The organism is Brakhagea baltica (assembly GCF_052161605.1).
In the GTDB taxonomy this organism is placed as follows: domain Bacteria; phylum Planctomycetota; class Planctomycetia; order Pirellulales; family Pirellulaceae; genus JBKCUI01.
Genome location: NZ_CP197409.1, coordinates 2882373 through 2901333, shown reverse-complemented (window position 1 = coordinate 2901333; position 18961 = coordinate 2882373). Strand labels below are relative to the sequence as shown.

At 51.5% G+C, this 18961-nt stretch carries 13 protein-coding genes; 8 read left to right on the top strand and 5 right to left on the bottom strand.

Going from position 1 to position 18961, the window contains the following annotated elements; all coding sequences use genetic code 11:
* Positions 1-97 precede the first annotated feature (97 nt).
* Together SH449x_RS10695 and SH449x_RS10690 are read right to left on the bottom strand one after the other, a co-directional pair.
* Entirely contained in the window at positions 98-1384 is a 1287-nt protein-coding gene (locus SH449x_RS10695; protein ID WP_482381333.1) for an alpha/beta hydrolase, read from the bottom strand.
* Between the two features lie 172 nt (positions 1385-1556).
* Positions 1557-5528, bottom strand: a complete 3972-nt coding sequence (locus SH449x_RS10690; protein ID WP_482381332.1) for a PVC-type heme-binding CxxCH protein — start codon at positions 5526-5528, stop codon at positions 1557-1559.
* Between the two features lie 704 nt (positions 5529-6232).
* On the opposite strand from SH449x_RS10690, the gene SH449x_RS10685 reads away from it, so the two are divergent.
* On the top strand, positions 6233-7354 hold the full coding sequence (locus SH449x_RS10685) for a serine hydrolase domain-containing protein (protein ID WP_482381331.1): 1122 nt from the start codon (positions 6233-6235) through the stop codon (positions 7352-7354).
* On the opposite strand, the gene SH449x_RS10680 is transcribed toward SH449x_RS10685, so the two are convergent.
* Entirely contained in the window at positions 7338-8774 is a 1437-nt protein-coding gene (locus tag SH449x_RS10680) for a magnesium chelatase (protein ID WP_482381330.1), read from the bottom strand. The two genes, SH449x_RS10685 and SH449x_RS10680, sit on opposite strands and share 17 nt — an antisense overlap.
* A 135-nt stretch (positions 8775-8909) precedes the next feature.
* On the opposite strand from SH449x_RS10680, the gene SH449x_RS10675 reads away from it, so the two are divergent.
* The 5 genes from SH449x_RS10675 (at position 8910) to SH449x_RS10655 (ending at position 15728) form a co-directional block, all read left to right on the top strand.
* On the top strand, positions 8910-11459 hold the full coding sequence (locus SH449x_RS10675; protein WP_482381329.1) for an ATP-dependent helicase: 2550 nt from the start codon (positions 8910-8912) through the stop codon (positions 11457-11459).
* Positions 11460-11571: 112 nt separating this feature from the next.
* Positions 11572-12159 carry a CPBP family intramembrane glutamic endopeptidase gene (locus tag SH449x_RS10670; RefSeq protein WP_482381328.1) on the top strand — a complete coding sequence of 196 codons (588 nt, stop codon included), beginning with the start codon at positions 11572-11574 and terminating at the stop codon, positions 12157-12159.
* A complete protein-coding gene (locus SH449x_RS10665; RefSeq protein WP_482381327.1) occupies positions 12156-12878 on the top strand; it encodes a hypothetical protein in 723 nt (240 codons plus the stop codon). The genes SH449x_RS10670 and SH449x_RS10665 overlap by 4 nt, the downstream gene beginning before the upstream one ends.
* A gap of 65 nt (positions 12879-12943) precedes the next feature.
* Positions 12944-14605, top strand: coding sequence for an outer membrane protein assembly factor BamB family protein (locus tag SH449x_RS10660; protein WP_482381326.1), 1662 nt, complete (start codon positions 12944-12946; stop codon positions 14603-14605).
* A gap of 55 nt (positions 14606-14660) precedes the next feature.
* Positions 14661-15728, top strand: a complete 1068-nt coding sequence (locus SH449x_RS10655) for a ThuA domain-containing protein (RefSeq protein ID WP_482381325.1) — start codon at positions 14661-14663, stop codon at positions 15726-15728.
* Between the two features lie 50 nt (positions 15729-15778).
* On the opposite strand, the gene SH449x_RS10650 is transcribed toward SH449x_RS10655, so the two are convergent.
* Together SH449x_RS10650 and SH449x_RS10645 are read right to left on the bottom strand one after the other, a co-directional pair.
* The gene (locus tag SH449x_RS10650; protein ID WP_482381324.1) at positions 15779-16555 is read right to left on the bottom strand and encodes an alpha/beta hydrolase; all 777 of its coding nucleotides are present in this window, start codon (positions 16553-16555) and stop codon (positions 15779-15781) included.
* Between the two features lie 7 nt (positions 16556-16562).
* A complete protein-coding gene (locus SH449x_RS10645) occupies positions 16563-16760 on the bottom strand; it encodes a hypothetical protein (RefSeq protein WP_482381323.1) in 198 nt (65 codons plus the stop codon).
* A 276-nt stretch (positions 16761-17036) separates the two neighbouring features.
* On the opposite strand from SH449x_RS10645, the gene SH449x_RS10640 reads away from it, so the two are divergent.
* Complete coding sequence (locus SH449x_RS10640; RefSeq protein WP_482381322.1) at positions 17037-18257, top strand: aminotransferase class V-fold PLP-dependent enzyme; 1221 nt, start codon at positions 17037-17039, stop codon at positions 18255-18257.
* A gap of 57 nt (positions 18258-18314) precedes the next feature.
* On the top strand, positions 18315-18956 hold the full coding sequence (locus tag SH449x_RS10635) for a hypothetical protein (protein ID WP_482381321.1): 642 nt from the start codon (positions 18315-18317) through the stop codon (positions 18954-18956).
* The last annotated feature ends 5 nt before the right edge of the window (positions 18957-18961 follow it).

Sequence of the window (18961 nt, the reverse complement as noted above, 5' to 3'; positions counted from 1 at the left end):
CTCTCTATCTTAGAAAGCAAGTACTAGAAAGCCAATCCACCGTTTCAAGTTCGCTTTGCCAACAAGAAACGGCTGTAAGCTATTCCGTTATGAGTCGCTACTTGGCGCGCTTCGCAACAAACTCTTCGTTTGCGAAATCGCCAACCTTGCGGCTCAACTTCATCTGATCGCCGTCCAGCTCTCCGGAATAGGTGATTACCAATTCCATTTCATTAAACTGAAGCTTCTCATCGAAGCTGACATTCTTGCCATCCAACTTGACATTGACGATCTCGCTTGTGAAGGGATTGCCATCGAGTTTCATACTCGCTTTGCCGGTCAGTTTGTCACCTTGAGATTCGATCGTGTAAACGTATTCTTGTTGTCCGATTAGAGTGTCAATCGTTCCAGTCCAAGTACCAACGAGTCCCTTCATGTCCGAATCGCCGGCTTTGCTCTCCGGCGTTGTAACGGCGGTTTGTCTTACGGGCTTAGTATCTTGGAAGACGCTTTGAGAAAACCAATACAGACTGTTGCTCCAGTGGGTAGGATCGTGGCCATGTTCATCGACATGCCATACGTGCTCGATATCGTTCTTCTTCAAAAACTGTTGTACGTTTTGACTGATGCGAATCAACCCATCTTTGTTTCCGCACGAGATCCACAACAATTTGAGCTTTGACTTGGCTGCTTCGACATCGGGAATCAGTTTCTCAGGTGGGTTGGTATTGGGTGCCGCAGAAAAGGGAGCTACCCAAGCGAACAAGTCTAGATTGCCGAGGCCGAAATTAAATGTCTGTCCGCCTCCCATCGACAAGCCTGCAATGGCTCGCTTTTCTCGATCGGTGTCAACCGAGTAGCGAGATTCGATAGCAGGAATCAGATCGTCGATCAAATCACGTTCGAACACGGCAAAGGCAGGCGCTGCGGCCATCACGTTTCCCTCGGCTCGATCATTCTTCTGAGCGCGCCCGTTTGGCATCACGACGATCATCGGAACCGCTTTGCTGTCTGCGATCAGATTGTCAAAAAGATCGGTGGGATTCGCAAAACGTACCCACTCCCCTTCATCGCCACCGATACCATGCAACAAATAGAGGACAGGATATTTCGTATCCGAAGTGTAACCGGGGGGTGTGTAAATATTCGCCTTGCGAGTGGTACCAACGGTTTTAGATTCGTATTCGATCAGTTCCAGCTTTCCGTGTGGAATTCCCTCGCGTGGACTCTTGAAGCCTTCGGGAGGAGCATTGTAGAACGGTACATCATCCGACCCCAATTGAATGGGACCACCGAAACCACCTCCTCGCCGTGGTCGCTCTGGATTGTCCTGAGCAGCGCAAAACTGTGAAACAAAGGAAAAGACGGCTACTGCGGCCAGTAACGAACGAAATTGCAATCGCACGATGACACCTTTTATAAATGAGAAGAGGATGGGCGATTTGGGCGAATAGCATGCACGATTCAACGTGGCAGTTTAGGCTGCATCGCGAGGGTAATTTTGCGACGCAGTTTTGGCTGCTCCACGACGATTGTCTCGAGGTCTGGTAATCGCGGATTGTCTTAAATCCTATCGACTAGTGACCGTCTGTGGTTGCTGATTCAACTGTTACTGCAAACACCAGTGGAGTAGAAAAGTCTCCCCCTTTGACAAATTCTATTTCTTTCATCGGCTTGTCACTGGAAATCGGAATGTTGACGTAGCGAATATGTCGTCCATTCACTTCCAAGGCATGTTTGGAGTCGGATACATCGACTTTTTCCCGATAGGTTGCAAGATGCTTTCCATTCACGAGATTGTGATCTTCCGTCGTGCCATCCTCAAATCGACAACGCACAATCAAACTAGTTGACGGTGAGTCGTTGCCACGCGGACCAAAGGTTGACAACGCTGCTAGCAAGTGAATTGACTTGACACTCCCCGCACAGGACAGTGTTGCCGTAGAAGGCAACGTAGATCGGCCGCGAGGTCCGTCTGATTGCAAGGCAATGATATTCGCCACGCGTCCCTCTTGAGGATCTTGGATTTCAAAGGGAACCCCCTCGATCTCAATTGTTCCATACTGTGGGAACTCAAACTTGTCCCCGCTTCCACCGCGCATGCCGGGCAGTCCCTTTGCTCCGCTGATCGTAGCGGCGGTGGACAGCGTCAGGGGCGTGAACTGTTCACGATTGTTGAGGAACGCGAGCAGGTCTGCCATCTCTTGCTTGGTGATGAGGGCTTCGAACCCTTCTGGCATGAGTGACTTGTCCGAGGCATTCAGCTCTTCGATATCTTCGCGGAGGATTTGCTCCTCTTTGCCCTGCGAATTGATCAGACGAATCGAGTTGGCTGACTCACCAGCCAGCATGCCGGTTAGAACGATCCCGTCCGCTGTTAGAACTTGATAGGTTCTAAAGTTGCTTTCTACACTTCGGGATGGATCGAGAATATTCATCAAAATCTCCCCCTTGGGATGAACCGCCATGCCGGTCAAATTAGGCCCAATAGCGACACCGATCTCGCCGTGTTTGTGACATTGAGCACAATGTTTTTTGTACACTGCGATACCTTTCTCAACATTGCCGCTAGCTTCTGTCACCGGCATCCATTCGTCGACGAGGGCTTGGCGGTTACTCGTTACCAACGCACCTTGAGCTTTCATCAATTCTCCCGCTCGTCGCGCGATACCGCGATCCGGATGATTCAAAATCGCTTGACGCTGATCTAGTTGCAAATCACCGAACTGTATTTGACCTTGTTCGATCGCATCCAATACGAGGGTTGTGGTCTCTCCCCGGTTGAGCAATACGCGGATGACACTGTTTCCCAGTGTGGGGCTCAATTTACGTCGTGTCGCGAGCAATTGTTTGCCTAGCCCATCAACACGTGCTGCTTGAAGTGCCTCGATCGCTTTGTCTCCGACCTCAGGAGTCAGTTGCGCGGTCAAGAATTTGGAAGTTGCCTCGAGTATTCGTTCGCTGTTGGGTGCTAACCGAATCGCTTGTTCCCAGGAACTCAAACGCCTTTGGTTGTCCAGCGTGCTATCCAAGGCGATGTCGAACAAACTCTGTTGAATGGTGGCGACGCTTTGCTCTAGATCTCGAATCGACCACTTGTCAGCGACTGAAAGGATCGCGGCTTTGCATTCAACACTGGTGGAATCGGCGAGAAACCGATCGTGAAATTTCTTTTGAGCCGCGTCCGATAAAGTAAGCTTGAGATCCTTGGGCCATCCTCGGGCGAGCCCTTCCCAGGCGGCAACGGTTAGCTTGGAAGCTGGGTTCAAGTCCAACAATTCCGAAATCATATTTGCGTCTGGATTGGATCTCGCAACATGTTCTGCCAATACCGATATTCTAGAGGTAAGTGCCTCGTTGTATGTCGCTTTGGGATCATTGGCGATTGCCAAGATGGTTGGTACGGGATCCGTCGAGGCAGCCGAGGTCCATGCGTCCAGCAAGATCTCATCTGCAGTAATCGTTGCATCGCTGAGTAACATGCCCGAGATTTGCGACGAGGAGACGACATCATTCGAGCTGCCGTCGGCAATTCGGAGCATCAACGCCAGCTTGACTTTAGGGTCGGTATCCTCGTTCAGCTTAAGCTCAGTCGCTTGTTTAAGCTGTTCGGGATGGCAACTGGAAACCGCTGCATGCCGAACGGGACTGGAGGGATGAGTAAAGCCCTTAAGACACGCTATTTGCAACGCTTGCTCAGCTTCTGAGTTGCCGGCTTCGGCCAACCCAGCGAGTGTCCAAATGGCATGCATCGCACCGGGATTGAGACCGATCTCATCGGTAGTGTTGTCGTCAACCAGGGAGACTAGAGCCGCAAGCGTCTCCTTGTCATTCAAAGCACGCTCAACGATCAGTCGTTGGGCCGTTCGGCGCCAAAAGAAGTTTCTATCCTGTAACGCTGCCACGAGTTCCGATGGTTTCGCATTGGATAGATCCAGTGTACTCGACGCGTTTTTTTCACCTTCGCTCGCTTGATACATCAAGCGGTAGATGCGAGCAAATCGTTTGTCGCGAAGGTCGCTTTCGTATGCGGCTCCTTTGCCAGTCGTAAACCCTTGAGGTGTTGGGTTGTGCTGAATGATGTAGTTGTACCAATCGAGCACCCAAACGTTTCCATCAGGGCCGACCTCTGCCATGATTGGAGCTGCCCAGTCGTCAACACTTGCTACAGTGTTGAACGTGTTGTTGCTCTTGTAGCCTGCTCCGTCTTTGTAAAGTACAAAACTGCCCACCAAATGCCCGGTCGGCTCGCAAACCATTTGAATACGGTTCCACCAGGGGCTTGGATAGTTTCGAGCTGTATAGATCGCAGAGCCCGCCGCGGCGGTGTAGCCACCGTGCACGTCAACTTGACGGATCTTTTCCGCGATCGGCTTGAATCTGGAATCGGGAGAGATTTTCTCTAGGGTCTTGGGTGACCAGCCTGCGACTCGATCATAGTATCGATTGGGGATCGGCATATGTACGCTGGGGCAATTGTTGGCTGTCGAACCGAATACGTAGCCTTCTTCGCTAAATCCGAGGCCCCAAGTGTTGTTATTTGTTGCGCGAATGAATTCGACAGCATCGATACGGATCGTATGGTCATCGAATTCGTCGGTGGCAACCGTTGCCGCTTTCTTTGAGTTGGGATCTATTTTGAAGGCTGGTGCTGTCGAATCGGACGCGCCAGATTTGGGTTTGAATCGCCAGAAACCTTGGCGGAAACTCATTTGCTTTTCGCCGTTGATGACTGGAGTCGAGTTATTGTACCCCTGCATGCCCCAGATCCAGTTGTCGGGACCGTACTGAAAGTTCCCGACCCCACCGTGCGTATCCCCCATCGCCCAACCGGTAATGAGAACTTGCTTAAAGTCTGCTACGCCATCGCCGTCGGTGTCCTTCAGGTAGATCGTCCTGGTCCCATCCTGAACGATCACCCCGCCGCGATAAGGGATCAGCGTTGAGGGAATGCTCAAATGTTCCGCGAAGATCGTGAACTTGTCCGCCGTTCCATCTTGATTGGTGTCTTCGCAGATTTTAATTCGATCGCGACCTTGGCCGGGCGATTGCAGTTCATTCGGGTAGTCGATGGTTTCGCACACCCACAGCCGACCACGCTCGTCCCACGACATGGCGATAGGCTTTCCTTGTAAGCCAGCCATTGCTTCGTTGGCTCGTGCGGCTTCGGGCCAGTTGGCATTGGATTCTTTCGCCCACAGGGACAAACTAAAGCTCTGCGGAACCGAATAGGACTTCAAGGACTTCTCGGCTGGCAGCGGGTCCTGCATTTCCGTGAGCGGTGCACCTTGAGTTCCCCATTGACGGCCTGGCGTGTAGTTCGGGATTTTGGCACCGACATCGGTGTAGGTGAACACTTTGGTATCGATCGTGGGCATGACCATTTCGGGGTTCGCAAATGGCCGGTTCGCTTGGGCGACGGCATCTGACTCTTCTGCGGCGAACGAGTGCCCGATCAGAAGAGAAGATGTGAGAGACAAGCAAAGCAATCGTCGCAATGACAAGCGTGCGTGATTCTGACGCTTGGAGATCCCAGAATGTCGATTCATGACGGGTTTCATCATGGCGGTAATGGCCTATTTCGATAAGAGCACAGACAAGAAAAATGCGTATACGCACCATCGTCAAGCATAGCAGATTCGCTCGAATCTCGCAACTATCAGCCCTGTCTAAGGTGGCTCAATCGCACAAAAGAAGGATTTTGGGGCGTAGAAAATTACAACCGGGGGGCTCGGATGACGGAACTCGGAGTTTTGGAGCGTACCATCTGTTTAATATTCTCCTGGCGAGGTTTTGCAAGAAAGTGCTACGCGAGCCGTGGAGAAAAGATCATCGCAGACGTAGATTGAAAAGGTAGCATACCAACTCGTTCGCCATCTATATTCAGCCGTCTAGCTATTTATGTTGACGGTCCGTCAACTTCGTAACGACAAGGGAGTAAGGACTATCATTGAGTTCGAAAGCTTTGGCCTTAGGGGGGATCGTGAATCGACATGCGAAACCAAGTGCTGGTCGGTCCCATATGTGCTCGGCTTCTAGGTTCACTAACTGGGCGCGATATGACCCACAGCAATCCGAAATAGATTCGCTCATAAAGGTCGGAGCGCTTTGCTGAACGGTTTGCCAGCACGTATGGATTTGAGGCAGAGTTAGATTAGTATCGACTCGCGAGTGAATACCATAGTGAACTGGGGCGACACGGATTATTCTTATGCACCTCCCCGCCATTTCCCCCATTTTTTAACTTGCTACCATGCGAACTGGTTTATCCTTCTTGCTCGTTGTGTCTTTCGTTGCTTACTCGTGCTCGAACGCTAACGGCCAGGGGTTCAAGCTAGATAGTTTGGGAACGGATATTGAAGCTCAACGGGTAACGAGTAATCTGCCCGCAATCGGTGTGGCTATTGTCACGAGCCAAGGTATCCAGCACCTTGAGGTTGCGGGCTTTAGAAAGCGAGGAGCTGCCGAACAGGTCACGAAAGATGGCTTGTGGCATATCGGTTCTTGTGGCAAGGCAATCACCGCTACCATGATGGCGAGATTGGTTCAATCAGGCTCTCTTCGTTGGGAACAAACCTTGGGAGAAACCTTTCCCGATTTGGTGCCCGAGATGAGTGACGAGACGCGAGCTATCAATCTAGTCCAACTGCTTTCTCACACGAGCGGCTTGGATGGTAACTTCAAAACGAGCAATTACACCAAGGAAAAGGATCTGGTGGCGGCTAGGCTTCGGGTGGTCCAAGATGCGATCCGAGCAAAGTTCGATCGGAAGCCGGGTGAGTTCCATTATTCAAACTGGGGATATACCGTCGCGGCTGCCATGGCCGAGCGGGCCACCGGGAAAGACTGGGAAACGCTCGTAAGGCAAGAGGTGTTCGAGCCTCTCGGGATGACATCCGCTGGATTTGGCGGGACCGGAACGGTGGGGCAAATCGATCAGCCATGGCCTCACTTCGAATCGGGATCACCGGTTCCCTCCAACGGTCCAGCCACTGACAATGTCCCTACCATGGGGCCTGCTGGAACAATGCACATGACGCTTGCGGATTGGGGCAAGTTTATCTCGGAACACATTCGCGGCGGACGCGGTGAGAGCGTCTACTTGAATCAGGAACACTATGCCAAGATGTATGAGCCAGTCAGCAACGATTACGCTCTAGGATGGGGAGTAGCAAATAGAGCCTGGGGCGGCAAGGTTCTTACGCATTCCGGGGACAACACCATGAATCATGCCGTTGTATGGGTATCCCCGGAGAAGGATTTTGCCGTTCTAGTTGCTACAAATCAATCGAAAGCGGGCGGGCTGTTGGATCCGTTTTGCGCGAAGCTAATCGAGGCCTGGGTAGCCGAGCAGTCGACTAGGTCTCGTAACTAACCTTGCCATGTTTGCTGGCTCGGCTGATTTGATCCATGCTGTAAAGTCCTGCGAGAACAAACTCGATACACGCCGCACGAATGGCAGGATGAGAACCTGCGTTGACCTCAAAGGCGGTCTCCCACACAGGTGGCACATGCTTTAACTTTTCTGCGTAGTGGCTGCTAGGCAAGAGATCTCCGACCTCGATCCGCACACCTTTGTTGAAGATCTCCGCGATCGGTTGCGCACCATGCAAATCCACATACTGCTCGAAGACTTCCTTAATGGCATTGGCGATGAGGGCATCGAGAATTTTCTTCTCGCTCATCTGGTGTGCTCCCATCAAATCGACCTCTAGCTTGCCCAAAGAAGAAGTGTAAAGGTGGCCTAGATCGCTGATGCGCGGAACGGCGATGTCCTCCTTGAGCAGCACAGCCCGTTGCCTCGCAGACGCAACCATGGTTCGGTAATTGGCTAGCGAAAATCGAGCCGAAACCCCGGACGCTTGGTCGACATATTTTGACTTGCGAGCCTGCGACGTGATTTCTTCTATCAACTCTAGCATGAAGTAGGGAACTTGAACCGGATAGGGAGGGCCAGAGTCAAAGCCTGCTTCTTGCTGCAATATCTCGATCCCGTGCGACCGCTCAAGGGGATAATGCGTTTGAATGATCGAACCGATGCGATCCTTGAGCTGCGGTATCACTTTGCCGCTTCTGTTGTACGTGCTCGGGTTGGCAGAAAACATGATGAAGATATCCAGATCGAATCGGATAGGATAACCCCGAATCTGTACATCACGCTCTTCCAGAATATTGAACAAACCGACTTGAACCAATTCATCCAACTCTGGCAATTCGTTCATGGCGAAGATCCCACGGTGCATCCGAGGAATCAAGCCAAAGTGCAACGCTTCCTCCGAGCTCATGCTAACACCCGATGTCAGTTTCGCCGGATCAATCTCACCGACGACATCGGCAAACTTCGTTCCGGGGGCTAGTCGTTCGACATAGCGATCATCGCGATGCCACCATTTAATTGGCACTTGCGACGGAGGATTCTCGCGCACGATTCGCTTACCGAGACTCGTGATGGGTCGTTCGGGATCCTCGTGAACCATAAGATCGGGGTGATCAAGGTAGGGGATATACTCGTCCAAGAAACGGACCAATGTCCGCATGAGTCGACTCTTAGCTTGCCCCTTCTCGCCGAGGAATAGCAAATCGTGCCCCGCTAGCAGCGCAATGTTGAGCTCCGGCACAACCGTATCATCGTATCCGACGATTCCGGGGTAGAGGGGCTCGCCATTGGCCAGCTTGTCGAGGAAGTTTTTGTAGATTTCTTGCTTGACCGTGCGGCTCGTCCAGCCGGATGCTCGCAATTCTTCAAGATTTGTGGGCAAGCTCGATGTAAGATCCGTCTGAGCGAGATTTGTCATAAGTCGTTTGGCTTCAATGGTTAATGATACTGGTGGCCACTAATTGTACCCGATTGGCAAGGATGACTGGAACAATCTCACGATCAAGGAGATAATGTCCGGATTAAAGGAAACGCACTATTGGAGGAGGTTCCCATGGTTCAGACATCATCATACCTTTTGGATGCCCTGAACGAGTCGCAACGCCAAGCGGTTACACACGTTGATGGACCCCTGCTCATTTTAGCTGGTCCAGGGTCGGGTAAGACCCGCGTTGTCACCCATCGCATCGCGAACCTGCTTCACCAAGGTATTTCACCTTACTCGATTCTCGCACTCACGTTCACCAATAAAGCGGCCAGTGAGATGAAGAAACGGGTCGCATCGATGGTGGGAGATGCTCCGGTCTGGATGGGTACGTTTCACGGTTATTGCGTTCGCTTTCTAAGGCGATTCGGCGAGACAGCAGGCTTGTCACCGAACTTCTCGATCTTCGATGCAGACGATGCCAGCAAAGCTTTCAAAAAGGCTATCGACCTCGCTGGCATTTCGACCACTCATCTCAACGTAGGAGATTTGGCTCGCCGGATTGGTACATTAAAGAACCGTGCCATCAGCCCCGAGATGTTCGAGGGGATGTCGAGTGGAGCTCAAGACAAAGTCGTTGCGAAGCTGTATCCGGCCTACCAAAAAATTCTTCAGCTCAACAACTCCGTCGACTTTGATGACTTGCTCATGCACACCGCATGCATTCTCCGCAACAATCCTGATTTGCGAGCCGAGCTAGACGAGAAACATCGGTATATCCTGGTTGATGAGTATCAAGATACCAACATTGCGCAGTACTTAATCGTTCGCGGTTTATCGCTCGATCATCCTAATATCAATGTCACGGGGGATCCAGATCAATCGATCTACAGTTGGCGGGGAGCTGACATCCGCAACATTCTGAACTTCGAACGAGACTACCCACAAGCTGTCACGGTTCGATTAGAAGATAACTATCGCAGTACTCCTCAGATTCTGTCGGTTGCCGATAGCTTGATCGCTTGCAACACGCGTCGCAAAGCCAAGATCCTCAAGCCGATACGAGAGGGAGGGGCGTCCGTTCGATTTTGTACCTACGTGTCTGATCGCGAAGAAGCGGACGAGATTGCACACTCGATTGCTTTGGAGATTCTCGAGAATGGAGCTAAAGGAAAGGACTTTGCCATCCTTTATCGCACCAACGCACAGTCCAGGCTTCTCGAGCAAGCGCTACTGAAACGCAAGCTCAGCTATCAGCTGATCGGCGGCTTTCGATTCTACCAACGTGAAGAGATCAAGGACCTACTCGCTTACTTGCGTTTGGTTCACAACCCAACCGACGATGTATCCTTTGATCGTATCATCAACGTACCAACTCGCGGGCTCGGTGATAAATCCCTGGCGAAAGTGAGCGAGCTCGCCAAATATCGAGAAATTCCAATGCTCGTGGCATTACGAGCCGCTGCGGAAGCAGGCTTGCTGAGCAAAAAAGCAGCTCAGGGAGCCAAGCAGTTCCTGGCCCTCTACAGAGACCTAGTCGAGATGCAAGGCGATGGCATTCTGGCCATGCTCGAAAAGGTGTTAGCGTCAACGAACTACATAGAATACATCACGAATCGCAAGTCGGAGACCCCCGACGAGAGCATTACCGGCAACATCAATGAATTAAAGTCAGATGCCCACAACGTCGACATAGATCCCGAAAACGAGGGGAACGGACTAGAGCGGTTTCTGGAGCAAATCACTTTATCCAGCGACGTGGATAACTTGACCGATGCCGACAGCAAAGTGACCCTCATGACGCTGCACGCTGCCAAGGGCCTCGAGTACGACAACGTATACATTATCGCGTTAGAGGATGGGGTTTTACCTCACGTCCGAACCAAGGATGATCCGCATCAAATTGAGGAGGAGCGGAGACTCTTTTTTGTCGGCATCACTCGAGCCAAGAACCGGTTGCAGTTAAGTATGGCTAAGCAGCGAGGGTTTGCCAGCCATCGCGTTTCACCGGCGAGCCCCTTTCTGCTCGAGCTACCTCGCGGGGAAATGGAGAAGATCGACAAGAGCGACTTTCATTTTGCAGCGGATGACTTCAATTCCGACGACTTTCAAAGCGAGGATTTTGATTCGTTCGATTCGGATTCCTTCCATGACGGATTTGAGGAGGATGGGGCGAGTAAAAAGCAGCAGCGCAGCAATCGAACGGCAGCCCGGTTAGGCATGAAGGGGGAGTTTGACAGTGAGTTCGAATCGAAATCGAAGCAGCTCGGCGCATCTTCTGGTTTTACTGCGAAAGGTTTGGGGGCGAGCAAGAAACGAAAGACCGTTTTACTTTCTCATCAAGATGACTCCCCTGAGGCATGTATCGGAGAGGAGAACGATTTTGAGACCGACAGTACTGCGGGAGACGTTTCCGACAAACTGCTCGAGCTCAAGAAAAAATTGCCTGCGATGGGGCTCCGATCAGCCTCGATGTTGCAGACAGTGACGACCAAGGAAGGAACGGAGGTAGATTTGTTCGAGGTGGGGTCGATCGTGCGACATCCAGATTATGGCATCGGCCAAGTCGAAAGGATCGACGGCAAGGGGGCGCGGAAAATGGCACGCATTTCCTTTGAAAACGGCAAAGAGGCCTCGTTTCAGTTAAACAAGTCTTCGCTCCAATTGATCGAATCGTAAGGGCAGCGGGTTGTCAATCCAGGGGTCATCGATTCCAATTCGAGACTTTCCCCGTTTCTGATCATCCTGCTACCCGATGCAACAACACACTCCAAACCACCAGCAGTTTTTCATGGCTGCCATGTTCGAGCTGGGGATCGGTCTACTAGCGGTCGTATTAGCATGGTTCGGAGGGGTGCATCCCCACGAGACCATGCCCAAGCTGACCGAGTATGTCAGGCTCGGGGCTGGCCTGCTGGGGGGCTTTCTTATTGGCATTGGAATGGTGCTCCTCGTTCATGGCTTGGAGATTTTTCGCTTTTCGTGGATTCAAGAAACAACTGACATCGCGGAAAAGCATCTATCGATTTTGCTACGAGGATGCAATGTTTGGCACCTTATCGCATTGAGTTTAGCAGCCGGAGTAGGGGAAGAATTGCTCTTTCGTGGTTGGCTCCAAGGAACGTTGGTTCGTGAATTAGGGGTCTTTGGAACACCGGGTGTCGCCTTTGCAATTTTTCTATCCTCTCTTATGTTTGGAATCGTTCATCCGTTAAGCCGGGGCTACGTTGCGGTTGCCACGCTGCTGGGAATCATTTTGGGGATAACTGCCTATTGGAGTGAAAATTTGTTTATGGCCATTATCGCGCATACTGTTTACGATGCGATTTTGATGATTCAGTTTGTTCGCAGAATGCGGTTCCGAGAGCAGCAGGCATGACAAGTACCAACATTATCTCCGATGCTGCATACTTATTCGACTTCGGATTTTCAATGCATCGCTTCGATGTGACGTCGAGCAAAACCGGCTTGCTGGACGATTTGAGCTGGTCATTAACGGAGCGTTACACGTTGCCTCGCTTAGAGCAACTCACGATCGAAAATCCCAACGATTGGACGATGCGGGGCGCGTGGCATGAACGAGGGCTGATGTTTGAACTTGACTTGAGTGCAGCGTTCGTTGATACGAAGCAGCCCGTTGCGTCTAGGTCGAACACGGACGCCAGGACGACGGGCCGTTATCTGCAATTATATATTGATACGCGAGGTAGTTCTGGGATAAAGCGTGCCAATCATTTTTGTTATCGCATTCGATTCGACTCGCCGCCACCGGGCAGCAACAAGGGGGCGGATGCAAGCAAGGGGGGAGTCGTTGTAAACGGTCGGCATACCTCGATTCTCAAAGCGAGTGAAGATCCTCCCAAGGTTCCGGACGAAGATCTGCTGTGTCAGATATCGCGAATTGATAAAACTAAGGAGCGATGGCGAATTTTTATTCGAGGTGCAAAACTGTACGGCTACAATCCGATCGAGTTTCCTGAGATCGGGTTCTTTTTTTGCTGTTACGGTTCGCTCAACACCAACATCCATTTAGCCAGGAGTGCCTCGAGCCGCTTCCAGGAAGATCCTTCAAATTGGTGTCGTGTTAAACTAGTGTAGGAATCATGGTTCAAAGAAGCCAATTCCTGTAGAAGCCCCCCATTGACTCGTATTTGCGACCAGCCATGTTGTCCCACCTTTTACGCAATCTGCTCGTTGTGGTAGTTTTGCTCCCGTCTTTTATTCTAGTCGGCGTTTCTGCCACTCATACGTCGTTGCTTGGTTCGGATTCACCCAAACAAGATCCAGAGAATGCTGCCTCGAAATCTCGAGATTGGAATCAATGGGGTGGCAGCAGCTATCGCAACAACGCTCCTGAGAGTGGTCCGCTGCCGAGTCAATTTGACGTCGAGACAGGTGAGAATGTTCTGTGGTCCGCCCCGCTTGGCACTGAGACCTATGGAAACCCTGTGGTGGCTAACGGTAAAATTTTTGTTGGCACCAACAATGGGTCTGGTTTTATTGAGCGATTGCCACCAGACATCGACTTGGGGGTATTGCTTTGTTTAAGGGAGTCGGATGGACAGTTCCTGTGGCAGCACAGCAGTGAGAAGCTGGCCACCGGTCGGGCTCAGGATTGGCCAAACATCGGTATCTGCTCTTCGCCGCTGGTGGAAGGAGATCGCTTGTGGTACGTCACGAATCGAGGAGAGGTCGTCTGCTTGGACACGGAGGGGTTCTATGACGACGAGAATGATGGCCCCGTCCGAGATGAAGAGCATACCTCCAAGACCGAGGCCGATGTGATCTGGCGATTCGACATGATGAAGGATCTCGGTATTTCCCAGCACAATATGTGTAGCTGTTCTGTTACGGCGTGGGGAGATCAGTTGTTCGTGGTAACAGGGAATGGTATCGATGGTGAACACAAACAGATCCCTGCCCCCAAGTCGCCAAGCTTTATTTGTTTAGATAAGAAGACCGGGGAATTGCTGTGGGCAGACTCTTCGCCTGGGGAAAATATTCTTCACGGACAGTGGTCTTCTCCTGCGGTGGGGCTCGTCGGGGGAGTTGAACAAGTTGTCTTTGCAGGGGGAGATGGTTGGATTTATAGTTTTGATCTAGCCGGTGAATCAAATGCCGAAGGATCAGGGACTGGGAAGCTGCTTTGGAAATTCGATACCAATCCGAAAGCTTCTATCTACAGCATGCGAAACGCGACGCGGCTTCATCCTATTGGCACTCCGGTTGTTTATGACGATGTTATCTATATTGCAATTGGCGAGGATCCGGAGCACGGTGAGGGGCCGGGAGTTTTGTGGGCCATCGATGGGACGAAGCGAGGAGACGTCAGCCCAACGTTGGTCGTCGATTCTTCGGGAGAGCGAGTCGTGCCGCATCGAAGGATTCAGGCAATGGATATCGAAGCGGGGGAAAAGGAGTTGCCAAACCCGAACTCTGCCGTCGTGTGGAGTTATAGAGGAGCGGACACCTCCGACCGAGAGAGCACGTTACACCGTTCCTGTGCAACGGTCGCCATCAAGGGGGATTTTCTAGTTGCCTTAGATTCGAGCGGAATGGCACATTGCGTGAACCGGAAGACTGGAGAGCCTCACTGGACCCATGACCTCGAGTCCGCTTCGTGGAGCTCGCCTCTCATAGCGGATAGCAAAGTCTATTTGGGAGACGAAGACGGAGACATTGAAGTCTTTGAACTTTCGGCGGGAAAAAAATTCCTGGCGGAATCGAACGTGGGTTCCGCCATGTACACCACTCCGATCGTCGCAGGTGGTATACTGTACGTCTCGAGTAGAAAGCGGCTCTTCGCAGTCGGCTTGAAAGAGTAACGCCATCCCTCCCTCCCCTACCCGTAGGTAGCAACATTTTCTCTCGGAAAGCATCATGAAGACTATCCTCTCTTTAATAACATTAATCGGTTTGGGGCTGGGGCTAGTGGCTTCGGCACCGACAGTAGTTGCAAACAAGCCCTATGCGGATGATTCGCTTTGGTTAACTGTGCCGGGCAACCAAGAGGGGGATTTACCAGGGCGTGGCAAAAAGATTGTTTTGGTATCGGGAGATGAAGAGTATCGCAGTGAGGAAGCCCTCCCGATGCTCGCGAAGATTTTGGCGGAGAAGCATGGGTTCGATTGCGTGGTTTTGTTCTCCATTAATCCCGAAACCAAGACGGTTGATCCCAACTACACCTCGAACACACCAGGCTTGGAGCAGCTCGATGACGCGGATGGATTGATTCTGTTTATTCGGATGCGTTCCTTGCCAGATGAGCAAATGGAGCATTTCGAAAAGTACTTCAAATCGGGTAAGCCGTTCATCGCATTGCGTACATCGACGCATCCGTTTGCGTATCCAGGCAATTCGAAATCGAAGTACAAGAATTGGAATTGGAACAACGGTGGGAGCGAATGGAAAGGTGGCTTTGGATTGCAGGTCATTGGAGAGACATGGCACAGCCATCATGGCGTGCATAACGGCCAAGCGACCCGCGGAGTGATTCCCGAGTCTGCCAAGGATTCTCCAATTCTCAAGGGTGTCAGCGATGTTTTCGGGCCGACCGATGTGTACGGCGTGGTGAATTTGCCTGAGACCGCCAGTGTTTTGATGTTGGGGCAAGTGGTCGACGGAATGAAGCCGACTGATCCACCGCTGGCTGGCCCCAAGAACGACCCCATGATGCCATTGGTTTGGACCAAGGATTATCGATTGGAGGGAGGGGAGCAAGGAAAGCTGTTGTGCTCGACGATTGGGTCGGCTGTTGATTTTGAGTGCGAGGATCTGCGAAGGTTGGTAATCAATGCGACGTATTGGATGGTCGGGTTGGAATCGCAGATTGCGGAGAAGGCGGATGTTGAGTTGCCTGCTGGTTATAAGCCCAGTTATTTTGGTTTCAAGAACGAGCCGGGCTACTTCAGCAACAAGAAAATCAAGCCAGCCGATCTACTACCCTAATCGATCGGATTCAGCCTTTGTGTTCGCTGAGCTTTTTTGCGTGCTACTTCCTACTTCACGTCGAGAACGATCGCGTGTAGGAGCTTGGCCGTTTGAAGCAGCGATTCATTGGGGATGGTGTGAGGGCCATCGAATTCCAATAAGCTGCCTGACATTCCTAGGTCGAGCAAGAGTTCATTCAGCCAGCGACCTGTCTCAAACGGTAGGATGGGATCTTGTCGGCCGTGACTCTGAATAAAAGGTATCCCTCTAACGGAAGTCGAAGCTGCCCTCCAAAGGGATTCGCAAATCAATGCGCCCGAGTATGCAATCAAGCCAACCACTCCAGGAATGTTTCCTCGGAGAAGCGTATCGACCGAAAGCATAGCACCTTGAGAAAAGCCACCTAGGATGATGGGGCAATCGGAAGCCGTTTGGAATTCCGATTTCAAGTACTCGCGACAAGCCGAGATGCTACTTACCAAGGCATTGCGAGCTGCGTCGATTTCCGGAGGCACCGTATCACGCATCGCATCAAATCTGTTTTCTTCAGCTAGCTGCATCATCTGAGCCATGTTTAGAGGCCACCAAGCACGACCGTCGGGGATACCTAGCTCCTCGAGCGAGACCAATCCCTCTGGAAACAGGTAGGCACACTGCGGCGACGAATCGGGCAGTTGATGAAGAATCGCATCGAACAAGCTAATAAGGTCTGTGCCTGGCGCACCAAACCCATGGGAAAGAACGACTAGGGCTTTGGGGGCTTGATGAACAGGAGCGATGAGGGCAGTATCAAGTTCTCCGAATTTGGTTTGACGGAACGACCAGCCCTCTGGATCAAATTTCATTATCGTTTTACTTTAGTTCGCGGAACGTTGACCAACTGAGATAGCCAAGCGTACCAGAAGCGATCAAAAAGACGATAGCCATAAAGTAGCTAGGATACTGGAACAACGATCCGAACCCCCCGACGGTCATGATCAGATCAACCAGGAACAATACAAATACCAACCCAGAAATAACCAACCCGATTAAACACAAAATCTTGGGCATCAAATACCTCGGTGCTGTTCAAGGATATGCCCAATGGTGCTTCGAATACCAGTGGTGCCTAGGAAATGGGAACGATCAGGTTGCATAACGTCGATCGAATTGCGACTCAAGCTGTTAAAACTCAATGAACAAGTTGGCCGACTAGCAGTCAACCGACTCGAGGCTAGTATAGTTGAAGATTTCCGACTGTCACCGCCCTTCCCAAAGCTCCTCCTTTTTTCTTCAAAATCGTTTCCCCAATAGCAAATTCACTAGAAAAAGCCTCAAAACATCGACATGAATAATCCGCTTGTACCGATAATTCCGGCCTCGCCACAGTCGACCGACGAGCTCCGCAGCTTGATGAGAAGCCAGATTCCGGCTGCTCAGAAGTGGGCGTACTTTGACCATTCGGCCGTTGGTCCGTTGCCGAAAGCCTCTGCGGATGCCATGCGGGATTTTCTGAGCGAAGCCGAAAACGACGGCGATCTTTGTTGGCCGAAATGGGCCTCGGCAGCACAAAGGTTGCGAGCGGCGGGAGCTCAATTGCTTCATTGCAAGAAAAATGAGGTCGCATTAATCCCGAACACGACCTTTGGGATCAATCTGATTGCCAGCAGTTTTGCGTGGAGAACGGAACGCGGAACGCCTCCAAACGTAGTGGTGCTGGAGAACGAATTTTCAAGCAATCTACTTCCCTGGAACCAACTTAGCTCGCTCGGGGTGGAGGTCCGGCATGTTCCGGTCGATTCTCACGGTGTGGTGGACTTGAATCGGATTCGGAGCCTGATGGATTCCAATACGCAATTGGTTTCCGCAAGCTGGGTGGGCTATGTTTCTGGTTACCGACTCCATTTAGCCAAGCTGTCCGAGATGGTTCACGGGGCGGGAGCTAAGCTATTTGTCGATGCCATACAGGGGCTCGGGGTATTTCCCTGTAACGTTGAGGAGCTCGGGATCGATTTTCTTGCTGCGGACGGCCATAAATGGATGCTTGGTCCTGAGGGGGCTGGCTTCCTATATATACGTGAGGCGAATCTGGAGCTGCTTCGTCCCATGATGCTCGGATGGGGATCGATTCAGGGGGCACATTCGTTCCACACGCATTCCATGGTTCTCAAGAAGGATGCTTCGCGATATGAGGGTGGATCCGCGAATCACGTTGGGCAGATCGGCCTGGAAAAGAGCGTTCAATTGTTGCTCGATCTGGGGTGTCACTCAGAACCTGGGCTGTTGGGCCAGACCGTTTTGGAAACCGCTTCGTCGCTCGAGGATAAGCTGATAGGTGCGGGGGCCATCGTTCATCGGGACCAGGCTTTGGCCAAAGAATACGACAGTGAGCTAACGGGTATCGTATGCTTTGAACTGCCGGACAGAGATCCGAACGAGGTACGAAACCAACTTATTCAGGACAAAGTCATGCTAAGCGTCAGGCATGGTCGTTTGCGCGCCGCCGTCCACGCGTACAATGACGCGAGCGACGTCGAGCGACTTGTGCAAGGAATTCAGCAAAACTAGAACTTCGTTGTGCATCAGACTACCGCCCTATTCACGTTATCCTTAGCGAGCATCTTTATGAGCCAAGACTTGTCCAGCAACCCATACCAATTCAATTCCCCCAACCCCAATGCTTATCAGCCTGCCGGGAACGGTAAGCTCAAGCCATTCACGAAGGCGGTTTTTATCATTTACTTGGTCCTAGGCATTTTGGGAATTGTGGGGTCCATTATCGGCATAGTCTCGATTGCATTGCTTCCCATGATCCAAAAGATGATGGATGACGCAGGAGCCAATCAACAGATCGATATGAATCCGTTTCCTGGTGCAGCGATCCTTACCATTACTATGACGTTGTTTTCGGGCGCATTGTCGGTTGGGATGGTGTGGGGTGGAATTAGCGGACTGAACAGAAAGTTGTCCGGGCTGGACATGACTCGATGGGTGTCGGCTGCGTTGATTGTGTACAAACTGATCGAGATGCCATTTAACGTGGTGGTTCAGTACTTTAGCTTCCAGGTCCAGAAGGAGAACATGCGACAGCAGATGCAAGAGCAGATGGCTAACAATCCCAACATGCCTGACATCGCAGGCATCACCGAAATTGCGTTCTTCGTTGGCATTGGTATCGGAGTTTTGATCGGGATCGGCATCATGATTTTTTATGCTATTTGCTACATGCATCTAAGCAAGGCCGAAGTTCGAGCCAATTTCCAGTAGCCCAG